At 62.6% G+C, this 23307-nt stretch carries 24 protein-coding genes and 1 pseudogene; 10 read left to right on the forward strand and 15 right to left on the reverse strand.

Annotation, left to right across the window (positions count from 1 at the left end):
* Positions 1-2: 2 nt before the first annotated feature.
* Both DL240_RS02600 and DL240_RS02605 read right to left on the reverse strand, forming a co-directional pair.
* Entirely contained in the window at positions 3-812 is an 810-nt protein-coding gene (locus DL240_RS02600) for an acyl-CoA thioesterase (RefSeq protein WP_111728294.1), read from the reverse strand.
* Positions 813-849: 37 nt separating this feature from the next.
* Positions 850-2007, reverse strand: coding sequence for a methyltransferase domain-containing protein (locus DL240_RS02605; RefSeq protein ID WP_111728295.1), 1158 nt, complete (start codon positions 2005-2007; stop codon positions 850-852).
* 900 nt (positions 2008-2907) lie between these two features.
* On the opposite strand from DL240_RS02605, the gene DL240_RS02610 reads away from it, so the two are divergent.
* The 3 genes from DL240_RS02610 to DL240_RS20190 are packed head-to-tail and all read left to right on the forward strand — an operon-like array spanning position 2908 to position 4444.
* A complete protein-coding gene (locus tag DL240_RS02610; RefSeq protein WP_146618058.1) occupies positions 2908-3378 on the forward strand; it encodes a GyrI-like domain-containing protein in 471 nt (156 codons plus the stop codon).
* Positions 3379-3430: 52 nt separating this feature from the next.
* Positions 3431-3799 carry a nuclear transport factor 2 family protein gene (locus tag DL240_RS02615; protein ID WP_111728297.1) on the forward strand — a complete coding sequence of 123 codons (369 nt, stop codon included), beginning with the start codon at positions 3431-3433 and terminating at the stop codon, positions 3797-3799.
* 45 nt (positions 3800-3844) lie between these two features.
* On the forward strand, positions 3845-4444 hold the full coding sequence (locus tag DL240_RS20190; RefSeq protein ID WP_199589707.1) for a LemA family protein: 600 nt from the start codon (positions 3845-3847) through the stop codon (positions 4442-4444).
* Between the two features lie 104 nt (positions 4445-4548).
* On the opposite strand, the gene DL240_RS02625 is transcribed toward DL240_RS20190, so the two are convergent.
* The 4 genes from DL240_RS02625 to zigA form a co-directional block, all read right to left on the reverse strand.
* Positions 4549-5094 (reverse strand): DUF1697 domain-containing protein, encoded by a 546-nt coding sequence (locus tag DL240_RS02625; protein ID WP_199589708.1) that lies wholly within the window; start codon positions 5092-5094, stop codon positions 4549-4551.
* A gap of 11 nt (positions 5095-5105) precedes the next feature.
* A complete protein-coding gene (locus tag DL240_RS02630; RefSeq protein WP_111728298.1) occupies positions 5106-5840 on the reverse strand; it encodes an SDR family oxidoreductase in 735 nt (244 codons plus the stop codon).
* Between the two features lie 10 nt (positions 5841-5850).
* Positions 5851-7230, reverse strand: coding sequence for an FAD-binding oxidoreductase (locus tag DL240_RS02635; protein WP_111728299.1), 1380 nt, complete (start codon positions 7228-7230; stop codon positions 5851-5853).
* A 125-nt stretch (positions 7231-7355) separates the two neighbouring features.
* Positions 7356-8582 carry a zinc metallochaperone GTPase ZigA gene (gene zigA / locus DL240_RS02640; protein WP_111728300.1) on the reverse strand — a complete coding sequence of 409 codons (1227 nt, stop codon included), beginning with the start codon at positions 8580-8582 and terminating at the stop codon, positions 7356-7358.
* 177 nt (positions 8583-8759) lie between these two features.
* On the opposite strand from zigA, the gene DL240_RS20645 reads away from it, so the two are divergent.
* Entirely contained in the window at positions 8760-8888 is a 129-nt protein-coding gene (locus tag DL240_RS20645) for a hypothetical protein (RefSeq protein WP_283808336.1), read from the forward strand.
* 154 nt (positions 8889-9042) lie between these two features.
* Here the strand turns inward: DL240_RS20645 and DL240_RS02645 are convergent, their stop codons facing one another.
* The 4 genes from DL240_RS02645 to DL240_RS02660 form a co-directional block, all read right to left on the reverse strand.
* Entirely contained in the window at positions 9043-9660 is a 618-nt protein-coding gene (locus DL240_RS02645; RefSeq protein ID WP_111728301.1) for a glutathione S-transferase family protein, read from the reverse strand.
* Positions 9661-9915: 255 nt separating this feature from the next.
* Entirely contained in the window at positions 9916-10311 is a 396-nt protein-coding gene (locus DL240_RS02650; RefSeq protein ID WP_111728302.1) for a DUF302 domain-containing protein, read from the reverse strand.
* 184 nt (positions 10312-10495) lie between these two features.
* Positions 10496-11842, reverse strand: a complete 1347-nt coding sequence (locus DL240_RS02655) for an APC family permease (protein WP_111728303.1) — start codon at positions 11840-11842, stop codon at positions 10496-10498.
* A 129-nt stretch (positions 11843-11971) separates the two neighbouring features.
* The gene (locus DL240_RS02660; protein WP_111728304.1) at positions 11972-12538 is read right to left on the reverse strand and encodes a dihydrofolate reductase family protein; all 567 of its coding nucleotides are present in this window, start codon (positions 12536-12538) and stop codon (positions 11972-11974) included.
* Between the two features lie 374 nt (positions 12539-12912).
* Here DL240_RS02660 and yghU point away from each other — a divergent pair, with 374 nt between their 5' ends.
* Together yghU and DL240_RS02670 are read left to right on the forward strand one after the other, a co-directional pair.
* Positions 12913-13791 carry a glutathione-dependent disulfide-bond oxidoreductase gene (gene yghU / locus DL240_RS02665; protein ID WP_111728305.1) on the forward strand — a complete coding sequence of 293 codons (879 nt, stop codon included), beginning with the start codon at positions 12913-12915 and terminating at the stop codon, positions 13789-13791.
* Positions 13792-13828: 37 nt separating this feature from the next.
* Complete coding sequence (locus DL240_RS02670) at positions 13829-14317, forward strand: MOSC domain-containing protein (protein ID WP_111728306.1); 489 nt, start codon at positions 13829-13831, stop codon at positions 14315-14317.
* Positions 14318-14455: 138 nt separating this feature from the next.
* On the opposite strand, the gene selD is transcribed toward DL240_RS02670, so the two are convergent.
* A complete protein-coding gene (selD, locus tag DL240_RS02675) occupies positions 14456-15526 on the reverse strand; it encodes a selenide, water dikinase SelD (protein ID WP_111728307.1) in 1071 nt (356 codons plus the stop codon).
* Positions 15523-16584, reverse strand: coding sequence for a tRNA 2-selenouridine(34) synthase MnmH (gene mnmH, locus DL240_RS02680; protein WP_111728308.1), 1062 nt, complete (start codon positions 16582-16584; stop codon positions 15523-15525). The genes selD and mnmH overlap by 4 nt, the downstream gene beginning before the upstream one ends.
* A gap of 328 nt (positions 16585-16912) precedes the next feature.
* Here mnmH and DL240_RS02685 point away from each other — a divergent pair, with 328 nt between their 5' ends.
* On the forward strand, positions 16913-17716 hold the full coding sequence (locus tag DL240_RS02685) for a class I SAM-dependent methyltransferase (RefSeq protein ID WP_111728309.1): 804 nt from the start codon (positions 16913-16915) through the stop codon (positions 17714-17716).
* 125 nt (positions 17717-17841) lie between these two features.
* On the opposite strand, the gene DL240_RS02690 is transcribed toward DL240_RS02685, so the two are convergent.
* Both DL240_RS02690 and DL240_RS02695 read right to left on the reverse strand, forming a co-directional pair.
* Positions 17842-18639 carry an SDR family NAD(P)-dependent oxidoreductase gene (locus tag DL240_RS02690; RefSeq protein WP_111728310.1) on the reverse strand — a complete coding sequence of 266 codons (798 nt, stop codon included), beginning with the start codon at positions 18637-18639 and terminating at the stop codon, positions 17842-17844.
* Between the two features lie 299 nt (positions 18640-18938).
* Entirely contained in the window at positions 18939-19532 is a 594-nt protein-coding gene (locus tag DL240_RS02695; protein ID WP_111728311.1) for a helix-turn-helix transcriptional regulator, read from the reverse strand.
* Between the two features lie 179 nt (positions 19533-19711).
* Between DL240_RS02695 and DL240_RS02700 the strand changes: the two genes are divergently transcribed.
* A complete protein-coding gene (locus DL240_RS02700) occupies positions 19712-20218 on the forward strand; it encodes a hypothetical protein (protein WP_111728312.1) in 507 nt (168 codons plus the stop codon).
* A gap of 154 nt (positions 20219-20372) precedes the next feature.
* Positions 20373-20852 (forward strand): acyl-CoA thioesterase, encoded by a 480-nt coding sequence (locus DL240_RS02705; RefSeq protein ID WP_199589709.1) that lies wholly within the window; start codon positions 20373-20375, stop codon positions 20850-20852.
* A gap of 232 nt (positions 20853-21084) precedes the next feature.
* On the opposite strand, the pseudogene DL240_RS02710 reads toward DL240_RS02705, so the two are convergent.
* Positions 21085-21745 (reverse strand): annotated as a pseudogene (locus DL240_RS02710) (YggS family pyridoxal phosphate-dependent enzyme).
* A 759-nt stretch (positions 21746-22504) separates the two neighbouring features.
* Between DL240_RS02710 and DL240_RS02715 the strand changes: the two are divergent.
* Positions 22505-23287 carry a hypothetical protein gene (locus tag DL240_RS02715; RefSeq protein WP_111728313.1) on the forward strand — a complete coding sequence of 261 codons (783 nt, stop codon included), beginning with the start codon at positions 22505-22507 and terminating at the stop codon, positions 23285-23287.
* The last annotated feature ends 20 nt before the right edge of the window (positions 23288-23307 follow it).

Raw genomic sequence — 23307 nt, forward strand, 5'->3', positions numbered from 1 at the left:
ATTCAGCTGCCAAAAATCGCCACGAGTTGCAGCGCCTGTCCCAGACAACGCCCGTCGGCACTGTAGACGGCGGCCCGCTCCTCGGAGAATCCCCCCACGGCCCGCTCTGAACGCGCAGTGACCAGATAGAAATCGTCCGCCTGGGCGCCTTCCAGCGGCAGGTGCTCGTTGATCACGACCTGCCACGACACCGTGGCTGCCGGCGCAGGCTGCGTCATGCGCGTGATCACCGCCGGGGGCCACATATCCAACAGCCCCACCAGCTGAGCGGCGTCCAGCGGACCGGGGGCGTCTTTCAAACGGCACCATCCGCCGAGAGCGGCCTCCTCATCGCCGCTGTAGGGGAAGGCCCCGTGGCAAAACTTGTACTCATAGTACTGCGCAAACTTTGGAAAGAGCGGACTCTCCGGCGCACTCGGAACCTCGGCGGCCGGCGGCACCTGGGGCATCGCCACGATCTCAAAATCGGAGGCAGAGGTGCGCTTGCGAGCAAAGGTGCCGATGGCCACCATGCGCGCCTGGCCCTCCTGCATGATCGTGGACTGCGCGCAGATCACCGACGATCCCTGGCGAACCACCTCGACATGCACCTCAAACGGCGCCTCGGTCACCGGCGCGCAGAAGTTGATCGCCAGCGCCCGCAGCGGGTACTCGGGGCGCTCCAGCGTGCGCTCCATCGCGCGCACCATCGCCGCGCCACTGACGCCACCAAAAGCCCCGCGCCCCTGATACCAGCTCTTATCAATCTGACCGTGAAAGACGCCCTGGTCATCTCGTCGCAGCGCGATGGCGTCCGAATAGCTCTGTGTCATCCTGTCTCTCCACGTTGGAGGTTGTATCCCATGCGCCTCAGCAGCAACTCGACGACGAGGAGCCTGCTGGCGAAGACGGCCCGCAGCAACTCGACTCAGCCGCCGGCGCGGTGATGGTCGAGGGGATACCGCCGGCGATCTGCGCCTGGCGCCCGGCGTACTGTCCCGCAGCCAACGTCGGGCCGCAGGCAAACGCCCCGAAGTGCACGGTCGTGTCGCCCACCACATCGAAATAGGGCGCAAAACGGGTCTCACGGAGCATCGAGGCGGTGTTGCCGCACACCCGCTCCGGTCGGCCCACTTCAAATGCGTGATGGTCGTCGAGCCAGAAGAGCGTCTCCGCCCCCTCGATGCCGCCGCGGTAAGTCGCCACCTGACCGTAGTCCTCACACTGGGCGTCGAGCCCTGCGAGCTTGAAGAGACGGTAGGTCACCGACACAAAACGGGCCGCGCCCACCATGTGCTGGAGCTCCGGGTTATTGATGGTGATCGGGCCGCTGGAAACCACGCGCGGGTCCGCAAATCCGGTGGTGCGGGCCAGAGCCTCAAAGTCCGCCTGGTAAAGCGCCCCGCCCAGACACTCCGAATGCAGCAGCGGGTCGTTGGCGATGGCCTCGGGCAGACGACGATCGGCAAAGACGTCACTAAAATAGAACTCCCCACCGGGCTTCAGCGCGCGGAAGGCCTCCGCCATGACCAGGTCTTTGCGCGGGCTCAGGTTGACCACGCAGTTCGACACGATCACATCGAGCGAGCCGTCGGCCACGCCGGCCGCCGCCAGGTCTTCAATGTACCCCTGCACAAACTCGGTGTTCGGCTCGGCGTAGCCCGAGCGCTCCGCGTGCCAGCCCTGCGTGTCGCGGGCGACCTGAAGCTGCTCCTCGGTCATGTCCAGCCCGATCACCTTGCCCTGCTCTCCCACCAGCTGCGCAATGGCGTAGACGTCACGACCGCTGCCGCAGCCCAGGTCCAGCACACTTGCTCCCACAAGTCCGTGGGGGATCGGATACCCACACCCGTAGAATCGCTCGCTTACCTCCGGGTGGATGTTCTGAAGACGGCTGGCAATCCAGGCCGGAGGCGCACCACCGGCACAGCAGGCGTTGGTCTGCAGATCCTCAGAACTCTTTAACAGCTTGCCGTAGTAATCCTTCACCCACTCATGCGTGGTAGCACCTTTGGGAGAGTTGCTCATGGGTGTTGCTCCTTCAGAGAGAGGTTGGTGACGTGCCTCGCCGGCCTGAGGTCGAGACCGCTGAGACACGCACCCGGATGCGGGGGGCCGCGTGGGCCCCCTCCCGTTTGAAGTCGGGGCGACCGTACATGCGGAGCACGGGATTCACCAGCGGCCTGTGTCCACAGCCCATCGTCGACGCTGCGGCTCTACAATCCCAGACAACCTCACCGTCTTCCCGCGTCCTGCACCCATCACCCCTTTCCACGATGCCCACCCCCGTGGTTTGGATTCAAAATACCTGCCAGCCCCTGCTGCACAGGCCTTCTACACACGAAAAACCCGTCTGCGACGCCTGCACATGCGTTTTAGATTTCTAGATCGCGTGATCCGCCGATGTAAGCGCGATTTCCTCGAAAAAAACACGAGCGCACCCGATGCGAACACGATTTCCCCGAAAAAAACACGAGCGCGCCCGATGCGAACACGATTTCCCCGAAAAAAACGCGAGCGCGCCCGATGCGAACACGACTTTCCGAGTCAGGTACGCCATCACACCGGATACAAACGCGTTTTTTCTGCCGAAAACACAATCACACCCGATGCAAGGCGAGTTTTCGGGATGGATCACGCGAGCGCAGCGCCTGCGATGACGTTTTGGGATGGAAACGTCCTCGTCGCAGCGCCTGTCCGAGGGGTTCAGGGCTCTAACGCCACGCGCTCCCCTTGCGTCGTGGCGTCCTCCTCGACCGCATGGAGCAGCGCCGTCGCCCAAACGCCTACCGCACCGACAGCGCGCTCCCCTTCCAGTCCTCCCACATATTTTTCCGAAGGTGTCGATATTCCTTCTTGTGATTCGACCAGGGGGTGTCGGCGCAGCAGCGCCGGCACTCGGTGGATGTCATCACCCAGGAGGAGTCCATGCTTGACGCAAAGGAAATCATCTCGACCCGCGCGAAGCCTTCCGCGGTGATACGCATGACGATCGCCCGCGAGATGATGCCGGAGCTCTTTGGTCCGGCGCTTGAGGAGATCTTTGATCAGCTTCGAACTCAGGGCGTCATCTCCAGCGGGCCGGCGTATGCCTATCACCTGCGGATGGATCCGGAGGTCTTCGACTTCGAGGCCGGCGTCACGGTGGCGTCCCCGGTCACTCCGGCCGGTCGGGTAGAGGCCGGCGAACTTCCGGCTCACTCCCAGGTCGCCCGCGCCACCTACACCGGCCCCTACGAAGGACTGGGACCTGCATGGGGCGAGTTTGACGGGTGGGTGAAGGAGGAGGGTCATACGCCGGAGGAGAGCCTCTGGGAGGTCTACATCAGCGGCCCGGAATCCAGCACCGATCCCTCCACCTGGCGCACCGACCTCTACCGTCCCTTGAAGGATTCTTAACCCTCTGGTTTCCCCCCCTTAACACGCACTACTCACCGTACAGGAGCCTATCATGAGCATGTCTGCCAAAGATTTTCTTCGCGCGTACAACGACGCCTTTATCGAGCCGGACGTGGACTTTCTCGTAAGCCACACCAGCGAGGACATTCGTTGGGAGATGGTTGGCGAAACGGTGATTGAAGGTCGAGCCGCATTCCAAGAGGCCTTGAGTCAGATGGAAGGCTCCACGACCCTGGAGATGAACGTCGACACGCTCTACGTGACCGATGGCCGGGGCACGGTTTCGGGCACGATGCGTACGCTTTCGGCCCTCGGCGAGGAGTACCATTTTGCGTTTTGCGATCTCTACGAGTTTGAGGGAGACTCGGAGCTTCGCGTCACGAAGCTTACGGCCTATGTCATCACGCTCACCGAGACCTGAGTTCGGCGGGCGTACAACGTTTCGAAGATCCAGAGAGCAGGTGGAATGAGCGCACCTCATGAGCCCGGGCGCATTGCCTACGAAGACGTCGACGACATCATCGGTATCGCCGAGCAGCTGCGTGCGAAGAGCTCGGATCAGCTTACGCTCGACGAGCTACGCGAGGTCGGCGAAGAGGTCGGAATCCCGGCGGATTACATCAGCCGCGCCCACCAGGCGTTGCAGGCCAGGCGCGAGGCAGAGGCGTATCGCATCGGGGAGGCGCGGCGCCGACGGCGTCGGCTGGGGCTTGGCGCTCTGGCGTTGCTGGGCATACTGACGTTTATGACACTTATCGCCTACCAGGCCTCTACAGCGAACCTCAACGCGCACTACCGGGAGGTCGAGCATCATCAGGCGGAGGTGGCCAACGTGGTGGCGCGCAAAGACGCGATTGTGGCGCAGTACGCTGACCAGCCCGACTCTCTGGAGAAGCGTGCGGAGTTGGTGGGTTCGGAGAACCGAATCCGGGTAGCCACGCAGCGCTTCAACGAAGCGGCCGCCGTCTACAATCAGAGCGCCCGCAGCTTTCCGGCCTCGCTCTTCACGGGCTCACGCTTTCCCCGGCAGGTAGAGCTCGCACCGCTGACGCCTTCGGAGCCCTGAGGCCGGCCATCGAGGGGCCACTCCTCTGCGGGGTTCCCTCGTCCCCCATCCATCACGCTTCCGCATCGGAATGCGGCCGCCCCGAGGCCGCCGCCCCACCCGACTCATCCACTCGTCTTCGCCAGTATCTTGCGAAGCGTGCGCATGTTGCGGGTGGTCAGCACCGAGGCGTAGCGTGCTTTTGCCGACGCCTTCGCGAGGAGCGACCTGGTGCTTTTGCCTCGCGCAACCTCCCAATAGAGCACGCCGGGCCCCGGCTCCACGCGTTCTTCGTCCGCATTGAGTTCGGGCGCCAGCGCCGCGAGTTCATCGAGGGCGTCCGGCTCCGAAGCAAAGATCACGTAGGGCTGCATCTGGTCGTGATGCTCGTCAAAGGGGAAGGCCTCCACGATCTGACGCAGGAGAGCCGGCACCGTGACCACGACCCACGCTTCGTAGCCGAAGGCCTGGCGAAGGGCGACTTCTGCCTGGTCTTTGACCTCCCGGCTCTCTGCGCTGGAACTTTTCAAGAGCACGTTTCCGCTGGCGAGCAGCGTGCGCACCTCCTCAAAGCCCGCCTGCTCCAGGGTCTGGCGCAACGCATCCATCTTGATACGCACGCCCCCCACATTGATCCCTCGCAGCAGCACCACGTACTCGTTCATCGACATCAGCCGGGGCCTCAGAGCGAAAGACGTTTAAAGACTTTTTCGGGGATGGCTTTGATCACGCCCATGATTCCGCCCCAGAAGCGCGGATAGTAGAAGGTTTCGATCTTCTGCCGCTCCGCCTGAAAAATCGCCCCCCCGGCTTTGGTGGGGCTGGCGATGGGGATGGCCGTATCAAGCTCAAAGGTCATGGGGGTGTCGACGAAACCGAGCTTCACGGTCATCACATGAACGCCCTCACCGGCCAGACGATTGCGCAACCCCTGCAGATAGAGGGTGAGCGCGCCCTTGGCGCTACCGTAGAAGTAATTTGACGCGCGGCCACGATCGCCGGCCACCGACGAGAGCCCGACAATGCTACCGGCGCCGCGCGCGCGCATCACCCCGGCAAGGGCCTCGCACACGCTGACCGCCCCGGTGTAGTTGACATCAATGACGCGGCGAGCCTTCGCGAAGTCGCTCTGGGAGTCATGCTGGTCTCCCATAAACCCGAAGGCGACCAGCGCGACGTCGATCGGCCCCAGCGCGTCTTCGACGCGGGCGATGAGATCGGGGTGGCTGTCGAAGTCGCAGGCATCAAACGCAAACGCCTGCGTCTCAACTCCGTAGCGGATGCGCAAATCGGCCGCGCTGCGCGCGCCCTCTTCCTGGTCACGGGCCGCCAGGGCCACCGCGTACCCTGCCTCGGCGTAGCGCTCGGCGACAGCACGGGCGATTGGCGAGGTCGCACCTAAAATGATCACGCTCATGGTTGGCTCCTTAAGCTGCGGTGGCATCAACGAGTCCCAGGCGCAGGCCCAGGTCCGACTGGAACACACGATCCGGGTCCCAGCGGTCGCGCACGGCCTTCCACTCCTCCCACCCTGGATACATTCGACGGAACATCTCCCGGCTCAGGCGAGCGTCCTTGCCGAGGTAGATGCGGCCACCGGCTTCGACCACGATATCGTCGAGACGCTCCATCATAGCGAGCAAGGGGGCTCCGAAGTTCGGAAAATCCAGCGCGAGCGTGGTCCCCGCACAGGGGAAGGAGAGCCCACCGTGATCACGGTCCCCAAACTCTTTGATGACCGCAAGGAACGAGGCCATCTTGCTTTTGGAAATCACCTTGAGAATCTCGCGCACGGCCTCTCTCTCAGGCACCACCATCTGGTACTGCAAGAAACCTCGCTCGCCGTAGATGTAGTTCCAATTCTCCACGGCATCCAGCGGGAAGAAGAAGGGCTGATAGCCCACCACCGAGTGGAGTTCACCGGCAGGATGCTTATGGTAGTACGCTTCGTTGAAGAGGCGGATGGTCGCCCGATTCAGCAGCTGATTGGACTGAAAGGCCCGTCCGTCCAGGAGTCGCTGAGCGCGCTCAAGAAGCGCCTGAAGCGGCCCTTCCCTCAGCTCTGCCGCCGCGTCCGCCGACGCGTGACGACCGCGCATAAAAATGCCGCGACCCATCTGTTCGCCGCCCTTCACGCAGTCGATCCACGACACGGTATGAAAGTAGTCGGAGCTTTCGGCGCTGATGGCGAAGAACTCATCGAGATTGTTGAAGCGAATCGACTCCATCTCGATCGCCGCGCTCTCCACCGGGTAGAGTTGCAACTCAACGCTCAAGATCACGCCGGTCAACCCCATCCCGCCCACCGTTGCCCAGAAAAGGTCCGGGTGCTCGTCGGGGCCACAGCTCACCATCTCACCGGAAGCGGTCAACATGTCGATTCGCCGGACATGATCGCCGAAGCAGCCGGCGTGACCGTGGTTTTTGCCGTGGATGTTGCAACCGATGGCCCCGCCCACGCTTACAAATTGCGTCCCCGGGACCACCGGCACAAACCAGCCCCGAGGCAAAAAGACATCAATGAGTTCGCCGATGGTCACGCCACTTTCACAGCGCAGCAGCCCCGTCACCTCGTCAAACGCCAGCATTTTGTCGAGGCGAGTGGTCAGGAGTATTCGTCCCTGACTCAGGAGGGAGGCGTCGCCGTAGCTGCGGCCGAAGCCATGGGCGAGCACCGCGTCACCGTGGCGCTCGTCAAAGGCGTGCAAGGTTTGAGGTTGGGACTCGGGCCGCGCACACGTCGCATCGATCACGGGGTAGCGCCCCCAGCCGGCCAGGGGCTTCGTCGCCCAGGAGGTGGTGGTCATAACCAGGCTTCACTCAGAAGGTGAACATTGTGGTTCACAGAGTCGTGAACATTCCGGAACTCAAGCGCGGCAAGATTCAGCAGCCCGGCCGGGGAAGTCAAGCCGCGCGCTCGCGGCCTGATGCATTAGTCGCCAGCTGGCATTGAACGGGGCAAGGGATGAGGGAGGTCCATCCAGTGCCGGCTTCCCAGGCGAAGGAGCTCGTCATCGAGCAAGCAGGCATCGAGTGAGGCACGAATCTTCGCCACGTCGAGATGCTGACCGATGAAGACGAGCTGCTGGCTCCGGTCACCGAAGCGTTCGTCCCAGTCGTCTTGCGCGTCGGGGCGATCCTCGGGGGCAAAATCCCAATGTTCCTCGGGAATCGACGCCCACCACAGCCCCACGGGTCTCACATCGCTCACGCCGCCGGCCTGGGCCCATTCGTAGACGGCGCGATGGTCGGAGGCCACCCAGAAGAAGCCTTTGGAGCGGAGCATCCCCTTCCAGTTTGACGCGTCGTTCATGTAGGCCCAGATTTTTTCGGCGTTAAAGGGAGCCGTCGCCCGGTAGACAAAGCTGCCGATGCCATAGGCTTCGGTTTCCGGGGTGTGCTCTCCGTTGAGCTCGCGCACCCAGGCCGCCGAGCGGGAGGCCTCATCAAAATCAAAACGGCCGGTATTCAGGACCTCCTCCAGCGGGATCCTGGCGTGCTCCGCGCGCAGCTGACGCGCCCCGGGGTTCAGCGCCCTAAGGACGGCCGAGAGTTCCTCGAGTTCCTCGTCGCCGAGACGATCAACTTTGTTGATCACGATCACATCGGCAAACTCGACCTGCTCAACCAGCAGGTCGGTGACCGTGCGCTCATCCCCCTCGCCCAACGATTCCCCATGCTCTTCGAGTGAACGGGCCGCGCGATAGTCGTGCAGGAAGCGACCGGCATCCACAACCGTGACCAGGGTGTCCAGACGAGCGACGTCCTGCAGGCTCGTGCCCTCCTCATCGCTGAAGGTAAAGGTTTGCGCTACCGGCACCGGTTCAGAAATCCCGGTCGACTCGATGACCAGATAATCAAAGCGTCCCTCCTCGGCCAGGCGCCGCACCTCCAGAAGCAGGTCTTCGCGCAGCGTGCAGCAGATGCACCCGTTCGAAAGCTCGACCAACGTCTCTTCGGTCCTGGAGAGCGACGCCCCTCCCCGCTCGACAAGCTGAGCATCGACGTTGATCTCACTCATATCGTTGACGATGACTGCGACCCTTAGGCCCTGACGGTTGTGAAGGATGTGGTTCAGGAGTGTGGTTTTCCCCGCGCCGAGAAAGCCCGAGAGAAGGGTAACGGGAAGGCGTTTGTCCGCGATGTCATGCACTTTCATAGGTACTCCTTCGGATTTAAATGCAAACGAATTGCAAAACAAATCACACAAACGCAACACACTTGCAACAAGATCCGACATCATGGCGCTTCAGGCCTGTCGGGCTGACGTCGGGGCCCCTGCGGCCGCGTGCACGTCGGCATGTTAAGGGCGAGTGCCACGGGCCTCCGACACACGATGGATGAAAAACGCGGAGTCTTCGGTAACGCCGAGCTCTTTGAGACGCGCTACGCCGACTGTAGCCCGATCGCGGAACGCGAAGGTGGGGCCCATCGTGAAGACTTCTGGGCCAGCGAGGTGATCTAGCGCTTCTTTAAGGGCCAATCCCGCTGATTGGCGCTGCCCTCGCGGCCGCCCCCACGTCTATGGAGCGCACAGATAACGAGGGGCTCTGAAAGCAAAAAAGCCTGACCGAATCCGGTCAGGCTGGGCGGCAAACAACGCTCACATCAACGCGCGCTCACGCCTCTTCGCACAGCGCCAGATCGATCGCCAGCGCTCGCCGATACGCCTCGCGGCCCTTAAGACGACTCCAGTAGGCTTCAAACTCGGGGCGAGCCTCCATGCTCTTGAACTCAAGCCCCCAACCGACCTGACTGCCTACGTAGACGTCGGCTGCCGTAAAACGATCGCCGGCAATAAAGTCGTGCTGGCTTACCGCGTACGCCAGCGTGTCCATGGCCAACTTGAAGTTTCCGTAGCCAAACTGGCGGGTGCTCTCGGGCGCCACTTCAATGCCCACGGCACGGTTCGTCACGGCCGAGTCGATGGGTCCCGCGGCAAAAAAGAGCCATCGATAATAACTGGCCCGCTCCTCAGGCCGCGGGCCAAGCTCAGCCTCCGGAAAGGCCTCGGCCAGATAGGCACAGATGGCCGCGCACTCGGTGACCACCTGGTCCCCATGCACCAGCGCGGGAACCTTGCCCATCGGATTGATCGCCAGGTACTCGGGCGACTTCATCGTGGTGTCATACTCGAGAATCCGGGTCTCATAGGGCTGCCCGAGTTCCTCAAGCATCCAGCGTACAATGCGCCCCCGCGACATCGGGTTGGTGTAGAACGTAAGCGACTGAGTCATACCATCCTCGACACTCTGCATTTCGGTGAACAGAAGAGATAGCGACGCCCTCCCCCGGCCCGCACGACAGACGGGCCCGCACTACATACGGGCATGGGGCTGCGCTACGACAGGCGCGCACCCTACAGGCTACGCGCCGCGCGCACCACAGCCCGTGCTCAGAAAGGCCCACTGCCTCCCTGCCTTCGGGCGCTTACACAGGGCGCTCCCCTCCATCGGCCCCCGACCTCAGGGAGAGCCCCTGGCGAGCCAAAATCACAGGGCATCCAGCGCCCGCTGCAAACGCTCGCCAACCTCCTGAGCGACCTCGGCGACCTGCGGATTGTCGATCATCTCAAACATCACTACGGGGTTAATGGCCTGCACATAAATCTGAGCATCGTCCCCCTCGAAGATGGTGACGTTGCAGGGCAGAAGCAGGCCGATAGGAAGCTCCGCCTCCAGTGCTTTGTGGGCCAGCGGAGGGCTGCACGCGCCCAGAATCACGTAGGGGCGCCGGTCCACGTCGAGTTTCTTCTTGAGCGTCGCCTGGATGTCGATCTCGGTGAGAACTCCGAACCCCTGGGCTTTGAGCGCCTCTCGCACTCTGGCATCGACGTCCTGCAGCGTGCCCTCAACCCGGGTGGTCAACGCGTAGTCGCGGTCATACATGGTGCCTCCTTGGGTGTATCTCGCGGTAAAGGCCATCGGATGGCCGGCAAGCGGGCTCGCCAGCCGCTGACACACCACACATAAGCATCGGCAGCGCGGAACCAAGCCTCGGGCGGCAAAAGGCTAGATAACAAACATTATGACAACTAAACTCCTAAAGACTGCCCTTGTACATCCCCGAGCATCACCCACCTTCATGCCCCTCCTCTCCAGACTCCGCATCCACTCGCCACAAAAAGACTCGCTCCAGAAGCGTGATCAGCACGATCGCCCCCAGACTGATCCCCACAATAAGCGGATCACTGACCGTCTTTACCCAGACAAACGCCCCCAGCGCCGCGCCATCCAACGCAATCGCCCCCCCAACCACCACCCGACTCGCGCCCACATCGCGATGCAGATGCCGGAACACGCCCACATGAATGGTGATATCCATCACCAGGTAGAAGATCGCCCCGATCGACGCGATGCGCGTTAGATCAAAAAGCGTCGCCATCACCGCCGCCAACACCACCGTGTACACCAACGTGTGCTTCTGGACGTTTCCGGGCATCCCAAAGTGGCGATGCGGGATCAGCTTCATATCCGTGAGCATCGCCAGCATGCGAGAAACCGCGAAAATACTCGCCAGCAGCCCTGACGCGGTAGCCACCATCGCCAGTCCCACGGTGAAAACCTTGCCATACCCCCCAATGGCCGGGCGAGCAGCCTCCGCCAGAGCGTAATCGCGCGCCTGAACCAGTTCCTCCAGGCTCATGCTCGACGCGACCGCCACGCTCACCCCCATATAGAGCACCAGGCAAATCACGAGCGAGATCACGATCGCGCGCCCGACATTGCGCTGCGGATTCACGACCTCATCCCCACTGTTGGTAATCGTCGTAAAGCCCTTAAACGCCAGGATCGCCAACGCGATGGCACCGGCAGACCCGGCCACACCCGGGTCTCCGGCCGGTGGCCACATCTTGATCTTCCAGCTCAGCCCACTCGCCGCCAGGGCGATGGCCACGAAGACAACAAGCCCCCCGATCTTCAGGACCGCGGCAATGTTGGAGGCCGTGCCAATGATCGCGTTCCCGGCCAGGTTGATCACAAACGCCACCACGATCAGCCCCACGGCCAGGACCGGCACCCACACCTCGTTGTTCCCCCCTGGGAACAGCTGCATGGTGTAGGTCGCAAAGGTACGCGCCACCAGGCTCTCGTTGATGATCATGGAGAACGCCATCAGTAACGCCGCCGAAGCCGTCGTCATCGAGCGACCATAGGCCTTCTGCAGGATCATCGCGATGCCTCCCGCCGACGGATAGGCGCTGGCAACCTTGATGTAACTGTAGGCGCTAACCCCGCTGACAATCGCTCCCAGCACAAAGGCCACAGGAAAGAGCCCGCCGGCCAGCTCCGCGATCTGACCGGTCAGCGCAAAAATCCCCGCGCCGATCATCACCCCGGTCCCCAGCGCCACCGTCGCTGTCAGACTGAGGCTGCCAGCATGGTAGTGAGCCTGTCGTTCGTCTTCCGATTCCCCCATCTCTGGCCTCATACGATGACGTTCACATCTCCGGCCATGTTCCGCCTGTGGCCATGCCCCCTCCCCAGAGAACATGGCAACGTCTCAGACGATGTGCAGCGCGCACCTCATGTGTCCTCCCTTCCCCGCTCAGCGACGGGGCGTCAGCCGAAGCTGCGTAGCCTCCCCCATCCCCCCCAGCACCTCGACATCAAAGTGCGCATAATCCTCCCCCTGATAGAGCGCCACTCCCTTCCCCAGGAACACCGGCACCACCGTCAGAATTAGCTCATCGATCAGCCCGGCGCCCAACGCCTGAGTAATGATCGACCCGCCATCGACATACACATCCCCTTCTCCGGCCACGGACGCTGCCTCTTCGAGAAGCTCCTCAATCGAGCCCGACGCCGACACCACCTCAGAAGACGGAGGTTCGAGAGGACGCGTCGTCGCCACCACCACCGGCGTACCTGCATAGGGCCACTCCCCACCAAACCCGCGCACCACATCATAGGTGCGCCGCCCGATGAGTAGAGCGCCCGTGCGAGCCAGAATGTCCTCATAGCTCACGCTCCGCCCCTCCCGACGGTCGGTATCCCCCGCCGCCTCTAAAAAACTCAGATCATCCTCCGGACCCGCCATAAAACCATCCAGAGAAACGCCGCAGTACACAAAGTTCATCGAACTCTCCTGAGTTGAGCATACGAGCAGGTTCATTCCCGAGCCTCAATCCGGTTAAGGCCCTCGTTTGTACGCCCTTCCATCCCCTAAACTGCTCCCTCCCACAAGCACCGCGACGACCTTGCATCCAACACTCCCTCCTTACCGCCGTTCAGCGTGTGCCTCGCCACGTCACTCCTGGCCCTCGCCCCCTGCCTCTCCCCTGGCACAGACACACGCGAACACCGCCGGGGCCGAAGACCTGCCTTCAGCCCCCCAAAGCCCCGCCACATCCCGCGTGCAAACTTCTCCCTCCGGGGGAATATACCCATCGACTCGCGTGATAGTACCGGTTGGAATCACCCCCTTTTAAACTGGCCCGAGCCCGACCGGGCCATACTGACCAAGACGACAGGCCGAACAGGAGCATCATGAGCAGTGACGAGACGTATACCCCCCCGAAAGTCTGGACCTGGGACCAGGAAAACGGCGGCCAGTTCGCCAGTACCAACCGACCGGTAGCCGGCCCCACCCATGACCGGGAACTTCCCGTGGGTAAACACCCCTTCCAGCTCTACTCGCTGGCCACGCCCAACGGGCAGAAAGTCACCATCATGCTCGAAGAGCTCCTGGCCCTGGGAGTCGAAGCCGCCGAATACGACGCCTACCTCATCAACATCTTAGAGGGCGACCAGTTCTCCTCGGGCTTTGTGGAGGTGAACCCGAACTCCAAGATTCCCGCGCTGCGCGACCACTCCACCTCCCCGCCTACACGCATCTTTGAATCCGGCGCGATCCTCCTCTACCTCGCTGAGAAGTTCGGCAAACTCTTACCCGCTGCCCCGGCTGCACGCGCCGAATGTCTCTCGTGGCTCTTCTGGCAAATGGGCTCAGCGCCCTACCTGGGCGGCGGCTTCGGACACTTCTACGCCTACGCGCCCACCAAGATGCAGTACCCTATCGACCGCTTTACCATGGAGGCCAAGCGTCAACTCGACGTCCTTGATCGTCGCCTGGCCGAGTCGCCCTACCTCGCTGGCGACGACTACACGATCGCCGACATCGCGGTCTGGCCCTGGTACGGTGAACTGGTCCGCGGCAACCTCTACAATGCCGCTGAATTTTTGAACGTAGAGAGCTACACCCACGTACGCCGTTGGGCCAACGCCGTCGCCGAACGACCGGCGGTACAGCGTGGCGTCATGGTCAACAAGAGCTGGGGCGATCCCTCCACGCAACTGCCCGAGCGCCACGACGCCAGCGACTTTGAACGCATCCCTCAAGATGCCTCGTCGCTCTCCGAAGACTGATCCCACCGGGCGCCGCCGCTGCCCCTGGAGCCCCGACGTGCACGAGCGCTGGAAAGGCCACGTACAATCGATCTGGCTGAGCAAAGAGCACGGCGCTCCCCCCCTCCCGGTGACAAGGGCCGAGGCCGTCGCCGGAAGGGGGATTCGGGGCGATCGCTACTTCTCGGACGCATTCACCCGAGACCCGGCTCGCCAGCTCACCCTCATCACCCGCGAAGCCCTCGACGACGTCGCCCAAAACCACGGCATCGATCTTCGTCACGGCCGCCACCGCCGTCAGGTGGTGGTCGTCGGCGTACCCCTCAACGATCTCGTCGGCCAGGAGTTTCTCTTGGGCCCGCTCCGGCTGCGGGGCGTCGAGCTCTGCGAGCCCTGTCGGCACCTGGAACGCCTCTGCGCTGAGCCCGGCGCCATCAAAGCCTTCGTACACCGCGGCGGCCTCAACGCTGAGATCCTCCTCGGCGGCGCCTTCTCCCCGGGCGATCCCATCACCCCGACCTTACCTCGGCAGAACGCCCCCTTTTAACAGGCGCCAATGTCGCCCGACACACAACAGGTCACCTGCGCCCCCCCCTCTCTCGAGCCTTAAGGCTCCCCCCGCACGAGGCTTCAGGCCGCGTCCCCCCCCCTGACAAACAAGCCACTCCGGGGGGCTCCCACGGCGTTAACTCCGCACCTCGATATGCGGCCCCTCCCCTTCCCGCACGAAGAGCTCACCCACGGGCTCCGCGTGCGCGTCGAGCCCGGCCTCTCGCAACGCAGCTTGCACCGCCTCGACCGACTCCGGCGCCACCGCCACCAACAACCCGCCGCTGGTCTGGGGATCGCAGAGGATTTGTCGGACATGCTCCGGCGGCTCAACCACATGATGCCCGTAGCTCTCCCAGTTGCGGCCGGTGCCCCCGGGAACCGCCCCGATCTCCAGGTAATGCGCAAGGTCACTGAGCTCTTGCACCGCCGGAAAATCCACAACGGCATTGAGCTGCGAGCCCACACACATCTCGGAGAGGTGCCCCAGCAACCCGAACCCGGTCACATCGGTCATCGCGTGCACCCCCTCGATCTTGGACAGCGTGGCCCCGATGCGATTCAGCCGCATCATCGAGCTTGCCGCTCGTCCCCGATCCTCCTCGCGCAGCACCCCCTTCTTCTCCGCCGTGGAGAGGATGCCCACCCCGACAGCTTTGGTCAGAAAGAGCCGGTCGCCGGCCTTCGCTGCATCGTTCTGTTTAAGATGCTCCAGCGCGACCAGCCCGTTGACTGCCAACCCAAAAATAGGCTCCGGGCTGTCAATGCTATGACCTCCCGCCAACGCCACCCCCGCCTCCGCGCAGATCGACCGCGCACCTTCCATCACCTCTCCGGCCACCTCCGCCGGTAACACGTTAATCGGCCAGCCCAGGATTGCGATCGCCATCACCGGGTCGCCACCCATCGCATAGATATCGCTGATCGCATTCGCCGAGGCGATCCGCCCGAACTCAAAGGGATCGTCCACAATGGGCATGAAGAAATCTGTCGTGCTCAAGAGCACCCGACCATCGCCCAGGTCCAGCGCCCCCGCATCATCGCGCGAACTATTGCCGACCAACAGCTTCGACATCGCATCCGGAGTCGTCACCCGGTTCGCCAGAATGCGGTCCAGCACCGCCGGCGAAAGCTTGCAACCGCAGCCCGCTCCATGGCTGTACTGCGTGAGGCGGATGGGGGCCAGGGGGTGTTGAGGTTCGCTCATACGTCTTCTCCTTGCACGTCGCGTGCATCGTCCTTGCCGCAACGCGCGATCAATCCTCGCGCGACGGCCTTCGGGTCGCCTTCTTCGTCCAGATACACCACCGTCTCGGGGGCTCGCCGCCCGATGCCGCGGGCATACGCTTTATCGTAGTATTGCAACGCCAACGCCGCCGCCCGACGCAGGTCGCCTGCCTGCACAGCCTCGATCGCCTGCTGCGTTCGCAATCCCCCCAGGCTCTTGCGTATCCGCTCAAAAGACGCAACGAGCTGCTCTCTGGCGGCCTCCCCATACACCTCCACCAGCCGGTCCAGCCGCGCCTCCTCGGGGGCCGCGACCACATACGTAGGTGAGCCATGAATGGACGCCATCACGGCATTGGAGAGGTGACGATGGCCGATCATCCGACTCTCGTCTTCGATCCATACAGGCCCGGCCATCCCACGCGCCCGGGCCAACGCCACGCCCAGCAGATTCTCAAAATGCTCCTGTGTGGGCTGCTCCTCTAACAAGAGTCCGCCGAACGCCGACCCCCGGTGGTTCGCCAGTCCCTCCAAATCGAGCACCGACTCTCCCAGGCGCTCCAGCTCCCACAAGATCTCCGTCTTCCCCACGCCCGTTGCCCCACCCACCACGCGCATTGGCGGCGGATCTTCCAGCCCCCCGACCACCCACCTTCGAAAACTCTTATACCCCCCCGTCAAAACGCTCACCTCAAAACCATACATCTCCAGCAACCAGGCCACGCTGGCGCTGCGCATCCCTCCCCGCCAGCAGTGCACCATCACCGAGCTCCCCGGCGGCCCTACCTCACGTTGCACCGTCTCAATCAGCTCGCGCATCCGTGGCCCAACGTAGTCCAGCCCCTCCAGAATCGCGCGATGACGTCCCTCCTGCTTATAAAGCGTCCCCACCACCACCCGCTCCTCATCCAGAAAGAGAGGCAGGTTCTTGGCGCCCGGAATATGCCCCTTCGCAAACTCCGCCGGGGTGCGTACATCAAAGACGATCTGCCCCCGTTTCTTACCGTCTAAGAACGCTTCAATCTCGACATGTTTCATCCTCACCTCGCTGAGCCCGGCCGCTCTTCTGGATCATCCGAAAACCCATACCGGACAACGACCTCATCCTTCCCACGATTCGCACGCTCGCGCCAGTGCCCCCACGCCCCCCACCTCCGGCGACTCTGACGCTCTTGGAACGCCCACCGCGCCTCGTGATTCCTCGCCGCGCCTCAACTCCCCTCGTCCACCGCCCTCCCTTCCCGGCGCTCACCTGTGGCAATCGACCGCGTTTAGCTTTCGTCCCGGCCCCCTTATCCTTCGCCTTAGCCTTACTCCTACCGCATATCTGGCCATCCTCTCCTCGGCCCGAACCTCCGGAGCCCCCATGAAGCGCTACCATGTCGTGGAATTCGAAGACCTCCCCTGGTTCCCCTCCTTCCTACGGGATGCCATGACACGCACACTCGTGGCTTTTGTCGGAGTCATGGGCGCCGACCGCGTCATCGCCGCCGAGGTACGACGCGCACTGCTCAAAACACACGAAGAACGCATCGTCGACCTGGGCTCCGGAGCCGGCGGCGTCATGCCTTCGATCGTCGAGGAACTCCGGAACCAGGGCCAGAAGGTCGACCTCCTCCTCACCGACCTCTACCCCAACCAACAGGCCATCGACGCCCTCACAACGCCCGAACGCCCCTGGCTGCAGTACCGCCCCTCCCCACTGGACGCCACCGAGCTATCGAACGCACCGCAGGGGCTCAAAACCATGATCAACAGCTTTCATCACCTGCGCCCCGAGCAGGCCAAAGCCCTGCTCCACTCCGCCGCCGCCCATCGGCAACCCCTCCTCATCTACGAGCTCTCCCATAAACGACTGCCGATGGCCCTCTGGATCCCCCTGCTCCCGATATCGCTGCTGCTCACCATGCTCCTGGGCATGCTCAGCACCCTCAAGGTACGCCCCCTGCCGATGAGCCAGATCGTGCTCACCTTCCTGATCCCGCTCATCCCTCTCTTCTACGCCTGGGATGGCCAGGCATCCATGATGCGCATGTACTCCTTCGACGAGCTTCAAAGCATGACCGAAGACGCGCCCCGCACCGGATACACCTGGGACATCAAGCAGGCCACCGACGACAGCGGCAAGACCATCGGGATGGTCCTTCGAGGCATCCCCACCGAGACCTGAACCCTGCCATCTCCCCCAGACTCACTCGCCACCCCCGCGCCGAACATCACCGACGTCGCCCTCCAGCCATACTCACCAGGGAGCACTCCTCGCGGCGAGTGCTCCCCGGCGCGGAGTTTAGGCCCTCAATCGCCGAGCAGATCCTTCATTTTTTTCTGAATCAGGCGAATCGAGCGCTCCGGCGCCAGCCGATTCGCCAGACTCATCAACCGCGCGTCCGAACCCACCAGAATGTGCACTTCCTCGTCTTCCATCCCCTCAAGAATGATCTCCGCTGCCTTATCCGCAGCCAGGGCCTGATAAGATGCTTCCTCCTCATCGCGCTCCATCTCCACCCCGGAGTGCTCCGAGATATGGGTCGCCACCGCACCGGGCATCACCACGGAGACCCTCACACCGGTCTCAATCAACTCGGCATAGAGCCCCTCGCTAAGCAGCTTCACCGCGGCCTTCGACGCTCCGTAAACCGCCTGTCCCGGCACCGGCAAAAACGCCCCCATGCTTGCCACATTGGCCACATACGCTTCCGGACGCTCCAGAAGATGCGGCAAAAACGCGCGCACCATCCATAACGTGCCATAGAAGTTCACGTTCATCAGGCGCTCAATGACCTCATCGCTCAGCTCGTGAACCCGCTCAAAGGGCTGAATGATACCAGCATTGTTGATCACCCCATCCACCACGTGATGACGAGCCAGAACCCTTTCCACAAGCCCCTGAACCGCCTCGCGATCACTGACGTCCACGGCATACACCGACAGCCGCTCCCCGACACCGCACTCCGAAGCCAGCTTCTCCAACGACGCTTCCCGCAGATCGACCGCCGCCACACAGGCGCCGCGCATCAACAGCCCGTGCACCAGCTCTTTGCCGATGCCACTCCCGGCGCCCGTCACAACCATCACTTTGTTCTGAAAGTCCATATCGCCTCCTCGCGTGTTCAACACTCCCTACCTGGTGTTCTCTCCCACTCCATTCAGCGCACCGCTGCTTTATTGAGAGATGGGCGCGGCCCCATGGCGGCGAACGAAGCTCACCAGCTCCTCCCGACCACAGGGAGACCTCGCCCCTCCCCGTCAAACCTACGCTCCCCCCATCCCCGGCAAACAGACAGAGCTCCCCAACCTCTCCACCGGCCGCCAGCCCCTCGGTGTTCTGCCGTCTCAGCTCCCCCCATCGCTCCGCCCCTCAAATCGCGAAATGCCCGCTCTGACCAACCGGCTCAGCCTGCCCGCGTCTCAACCTCACCGGGCTCCTCACGTTGCCGTGCCGGAAGCATCAAGTCCTCCAGAAAAAAGGCGGAGAGCTCGTTTCGCCCCGATAACCCGGCCTTTTTATAGACCGCACGCGCCTGCTGGCGCGCGGTCGCATCGGTGGTATCCCGAACCCCGGCAACCTCCTTATGCGTAAGCCCTTTGAGCAAGAGCAACGCCACCTCTTTCTCCGCGTCCGTCAGCGACCAGACGTCAAACTGCCGATCGATCGCTTCTCCCAACCCCCGCATCAGCGCGCGCGCATCGGAGCGCCAACGCTCCGCCTCGTCCTGCTTTTGCTGCAACGCTTCGTTGAGCGCCTGCGCCTCGTCAGATTTGGCCCGGAGCTTATCGTTGAGAGAGTGCGCGCGCGCTTGCAGCCGTCGGGTATCGGCCGCCGTACGTACCAGCGCGCGCACCATGATCAACAACCCGGCCACCCCCACGACAAAGAGCAGCCCTTCCACCACCAGGTGGAGCAGACTCGCCCCCTCTTGAATGTCCATCCAGAGATCGGAGCCGGCCAGCACTGTGACCGCCGAAAAGATCGCTGCGAAGAACATCTGCTGCCCACGAGCGTATCCCTCAACTGTACGCTCCACCGTCCCTAAACCACTGTTATGACTCATAGTTCACACTTGAAGGATGGCTCATTTTCCGTCTCGGCTCCATGATCACCTCATCTTCGGCGATGACTCGACCGAGAGTGGCAACCAACCCGTTTGAATCAAGGAGCACGGCCATGGAGAACCTCTTTTTTCACCCCGAAATCGTTCACATCCCTATCGCTCTGGCTGTCCTCATGCCCCTGCTTACCGCGGGGCTCCTGCTGGCATGGTGGCAAAATTGGTTACCTCGTCGTGCCTGGTGGATCGCCCTCTCTTTCCAACTCATCCTCGTGGGCTCCGGCTACCTCGCCACAGAGTCCGGTGAAAAAGATGAGGATGTCGTCGAGCGTATCGTCGATCACGACGCCATCGAAGCCCATGAAGAAGCCGCTGAAACCTTCATGACCGCCGCGATCGCCGTGCTCATCGTATTCCTGGCCGCGGGACTGATACCTAAACAATCCGTCGCCATCGCGTTCGGCGGCCTCGCCCTGGTGGGAACGCTGGTCGTCTTCGGACTGGGCTACCAGGCAGGACAGGCCGGTGGCGCTCTCGTTTACGAACATGGCGCGGCCAACGCTTTCATCCAGGCTCCCTCCTCGCCGGGCACCTCTCCGCGCGGCGAAACTGAAGAGCACTGAGCACCTCATCATCCCCTGATTCACCTCTCCGTGGGAATCCTCCGCCCTCGCGCCCTCAATTGCCGCGCATCAAGGCTCGGTTTCCCACGGAGGGCACATCTCCTCCCGACCAACTCGCCGGCACACCACATCGGACGCAGCCTCCGAGGTCCCCATGGCAAAAACCGAACGCCCCGCTCATCCGCGCTCGCTGACCATGACCTCCCTGATGACCCCAGATCTGGTCAACTTCTCGGGAAAGGTGCACGGCGGTGCCCTGCTCAAACTCCTCGATCAGGTCGCTTACAGCTGCGCCGCACGCTATTGCGGTCATTACGTCGTCACCCTCCTCCTTGATGACGCCCTCTTTCGTGCCCCTGTGCATGTCGGTGAACTCGTCACCTTCCGCGCCCGAGTCAACTGGGTCGGACGCACCTCAATCGAGGTCGGGGTGCGCGTGGAGTCCGAAGACCACCACACCCGGGCCATTCGTCATGTGCTCTCATGCTTCTTCGTCATGATCGCCATGGACGATCAGGGGACACCGGTCGAAGTAACCCCCTTTGACCCCGAAGACCCCACCGACCAACGTCGCTGGGCCGCCGCCGAAGAGCGACGCCGCGTACGTCGCTCCCGCACACGGCGAAACACATAGGCTCGCCCCCCGGCCACGTGCTTTCAACGCTCCCCCACAGGCGTGTCGGGCGATGGGCTCAGCCCTCGTGCGTCCCTCCCGAGCAAACCGGCCAGAAGCCCCGACACATCGCCGCAGAATCCCCCCCTCACCGTGCCTGGCGACGTCCTCAACGCCAGCGAACAACCGGCGCCCCACCCTACACCGACGGCCAATACGCTTCGTCTGGCACCGAGCGCGCCCCGAAAATCGCCTACCCCACCCGCACAACGGTCGCCCCCTCCTCAATCGCGACTTCAAAATCCCCCGACATCCCCATCGACAGCTCGTCAAACCACCCTGGCTCGGGCATCTCCTCTCGCAACTGATCCCGAAGCCCTCGCAGCCTGCGAAAACATCCACGCTCCTCGTCGGCGTCCTTCGAAAAAATCGCCAGCGCCATCAATCCGCGCACGCGTAACGACGAGTAGACACCAAGCTCCCTCACCACGCCCGCAACATCCTCGGGCGCCAGCCCACACTTACTGGCCTCCCCCGACGTGTTGACCTGAACATACACATCGAGCCCCCGACCTTCGCGCTCCAACCGACGAGCCAGAGCCTCCGCCAGTCGAAGGCTATCGAGCGCATGAAACTCTTGCGCGAACCGAGCCACATAGCGCGCCTTATTGGTCTGAAGATGCCCGATCACAGCCCAGCCGGCATCGGTATCGGCCATCGCCTACGCCTTTGCACGCGCCTCCTGCACCCGGTTCTCTCCAAAAACGGTGCATCCCGCACGGTGCGCCAGCCGAATACGCTCCTGATCCACCGTCTTCGACACCGGCAACAACCTTACCTCAGCCCCCCTGGCGCCCCACACGCTTGCAGGCCACCTCCATCCGCACCCGTACCGCATCAACATTCGCCCGAATCTCGTCGAACGTGCATGAGCGACTCGCTCCCAACCCGCTCCCCCCACCACTGCACTCTCAAAAACGCCTACTGCGCCACGATAGCCCCCGCGACCAAACACTCCGCGAACGCCCCTTTGCATCCTCCACTCACGTACACTGGCCATTTGCCAACTCACACTCACCCGCTTCCCGCGTACAACACCCTTTTCCAATCTCACACAACCCCTTGCACGCACGTACAACACCCTTTTCCAATCTCACACAACCCCTGGCACGCACGTACAACACCCTTTTCCAATCTCACACAACCCCTTGCACGCACGTACAACACCCTTTTCCAATCTCACACAACCCCTGGCACGCACGTACAACACCCTTTTCCAATCTCACACAACCCCTTGTACGCACGTGCACACGAGTGTGTGAGTTGCAAACTCTCCCCTGTACGCGCGTGCATACGAGTGCGGGATTCAATAACCGAGCGCGCACCGGCGACCTGCCCTTCATTCGGAACGTTCAGACCTCGCCCCATGCTCTGCTCCCTCCCCTAGTTAAGAACCAGAACTCGCCATTCCTTCGGTAAAAAGCCGCTTTCCTCTGGAGCAGAAAAAAGAACTCAAGCGACTTCCCCCTTTTTGCCAATTTGCTATACTCAGCCACACACCCGCGCATCCCGGTCGTACGGGGGACCCTTTTTCGTGACTCGCTGTAGCCATGAGCACCGAAGTGCTCTGGGCTGAGGCGCGTACTCGACGCTCTTCTCATCAGGAGATAGTGATGAACAAAGTGGGTAAAACGACCGAAAACCGCGTGAAGAATGCTCGTTCCATCATTTCCTCGGTTGATACGCACCTGAAGCGCATCATCGTCGCCCTGGTAGCGACGACTGGCTACAAGGCCGAGGACTGGACCTGGTGGATCACGCTCCAGCGAGACACGCTCGAAGAAAAAACGGACGCCCTCTACGAGGCCTCGATCGCCCTGGCCCATGAGCGCGCCGGTGATTCTGAGCTTCGCACTCAACGCGACACCGCCGGCACCCGACTGGGAGCCATCCTCGCTACATCGCGAGCGTCTCTGGCCCTGGTGAACCCCGAGCTGCCTAAACGCTATGGCCTCGATGGGCGCACCCCTCGATCGGGTATCGAGCTCGAGTCCCTCGCCGACAGCGTCTCCAGAAGCCTGGAGGCTGCCGATGCCACCTACACCGTGATGGGCAACGAGATCCACACGGCCAACATGGCTCGCGAGATCAAAGAGCTCTACCTTGCCTACAAAGATGTCTCCGCAGCCGTGGCTCGTGATCAGCGGCAGGCCGAAGCCCTTCTCACCCTGCGCGATCGCGCGCTCGATGAATGGGCCATCGCCTACAAGATCGCCGCCAGCACCCTGGAGAACATCTTTCGCATGGCCGGCGAACCCGAACTCGCCGAGCGTATCCGCCCGACTGTGGCGCGCTCCTCGGGGAGAGAGACCCCGGATGAGCTTGAATCGCCTCCTGGTGACGTGACGATGACGGAGGACGGCGGCGTCCTGGAGCATGACCTCCAGGACGACTGAACTCCATCGCCATATCAACA

It is taken from the genome of Lujinxingia litoralis, from assembly GCF_003260125.1.
GTDB classification, from domain to species: Bacteria; Myxococcota_A; Bradymonadia; order Bradymonadales; family Bradymonadaceae; genus Lujinxingia; species Lujinxingia litoralis.

Coding starts and splice junctions, on each gene's coding strand:
- DL240_RS02600 (WP_111728294.1), bottom strand. CDS start 812: ATGACACAGAGCTATTCGGACGCCATCGCGCTGCGACGAGATGACCAG.
- DL240_RS02605 (WP_111728295.1), bottom strand. CDS start 2,007: ATGAGCAACTCTCCCAAAGGTGCTACCACGCATGAGTGGGTGAAGGAT.
- DL240_RS02610 (WP_146618058.1), top strand. CDS start 2,908: ATGCTTGACGCAAAGGAAATCATCTCGACCCGCGCGAAGCCTTCCGCG.
- DL240_RS02615 (WP_111728297.1), top strand. CDS start 3,431: ATGAGCATGTCTGCCAAAGATTTTCTTCGCGCGTACAACGACGCCTTT.
- DL240_RS20190 (WP_199589707.1), top strand. CDS start 3,845: ATGAGCGCACCTCATGAGCCCGGGCGCATTGCCTACGAAGACGTCGAC.
- DL240_RS02625 (WP_199589708.1), bottom strand. CDS start 5,094: ATGTCGATGAACGAGTACGTGGTGCTGCTGCGAGGGATCAATGTGGGG.
- DL240_RS02630 (WP_111728298.1), bottom strand. CDS start 5,840: ATGAGCGTGATCATTTTAGGTGCGACCTCGCCAATCGCCCGTGCTGTC.
- DL240_RS02635 (WP_111728299.1), bottom strand. CDS start 7,230: ATGACCACCACCTCCTGGGCGACGAAGCCCCTGGCCGGCTGGGGGCGC.
- zigA (WP_111728300.1), bottom strand. CDS start 8,582: ATGAAAGTGCATGACATCGCGGACAAACGCCTTCCCGTTACCCTTCTC.
- DL240_RS20645 (WP_283808336.1), top strand. CDS start 8,760: ATGGATGAAAAACGCGGAGTCTTCGGTAACGCCGAGCTCTTTGAGACG.
- DL240_RS02645 (WP_111728301.1), bottom strand. CDS start 9,660: ATGACTCAGTCGCTTACGTTCTACACCAACCCGATGTCGCGGGGGCGC.
- DL240_RS02650 (WP_111728302.1), bottom strand. CDS start 10,311: ATGTATGACCGCGACTACGCGTTGACCACCCGGGTTGAGGGCACGCTG.
- DL240_RS02655 (WP_111728303.1), bottom strand. CDS start 11,842: ATGGGGGAATCGGAAGACGAACGACAGGCTCACTACCATGCTGGCAGC.
- DL240_RS02660 (WP_111728304.1), bottom strand. CDS start 12,538: ATGAACCTGCTCGTATGCTCAACTCAGGAGAGTTCGATGAACTTTGTG.
- yghU (WP_111728305.1), top strand. CDS start 12,913: ATGAGCAGTGACGAGACGTATACCCCCCCGAAAGTCTGGACCTGGGAC.
- selD (WP_111728307.1), bottom strand. CDS start 15,526: ATGAGCGAACCTCAACACCCCCTGGCCCCCATCCGCCTCACGCAGTAC.
- mnmH (WP_111728308.1), bottom strand. CDS start 16,584: ATGAAACATGTCGAGATTGAAGCGTTCTTAGACGGTAAGAAACGGGGG.
- DL240_RS02685 (WP_111728309.1), top strand. CDS start 16,913: ATGAAGCGCTACCATGTCGTGGAATTCGAAGACCTCCCCTGGTTCCCC.
- DL240_RS02690 (WP_111728310.1), bottom strand. CDS start 18,639: ATGGACTTTCAGAACAAAGTGATGGTTGTGACGGGCGCCGGGAGTGGC.
- DL240_RS02695 (WP_111728311.1), bottom strand. CDS start 19,532: ATGTTCTTCGCAGCGATCTTTTCGGCGGTCACAGTGCTGGCCGGCTCC.
- DL240_RS02700 (WP_111728312.1), top strand. CDS start 19,712: ATGGAGAACCTCTTTTTTCACCCCGAAATCGTTCACATCCCTATCGCT.
- DL240_RS02705 (WP_199589709.1), top strand. CDS start 20,373: ATGGCAAAAACCGAACGCCCCGCTCATCCGCGCTCGCTGACCATGACC.
- DL240_RS02715 (WP_111728313.1), top strand. CDS start 22,505: ATGAACAAAGTGGGTAAAACGACCGAAAACCGCGTGAAGAATGCTCGT.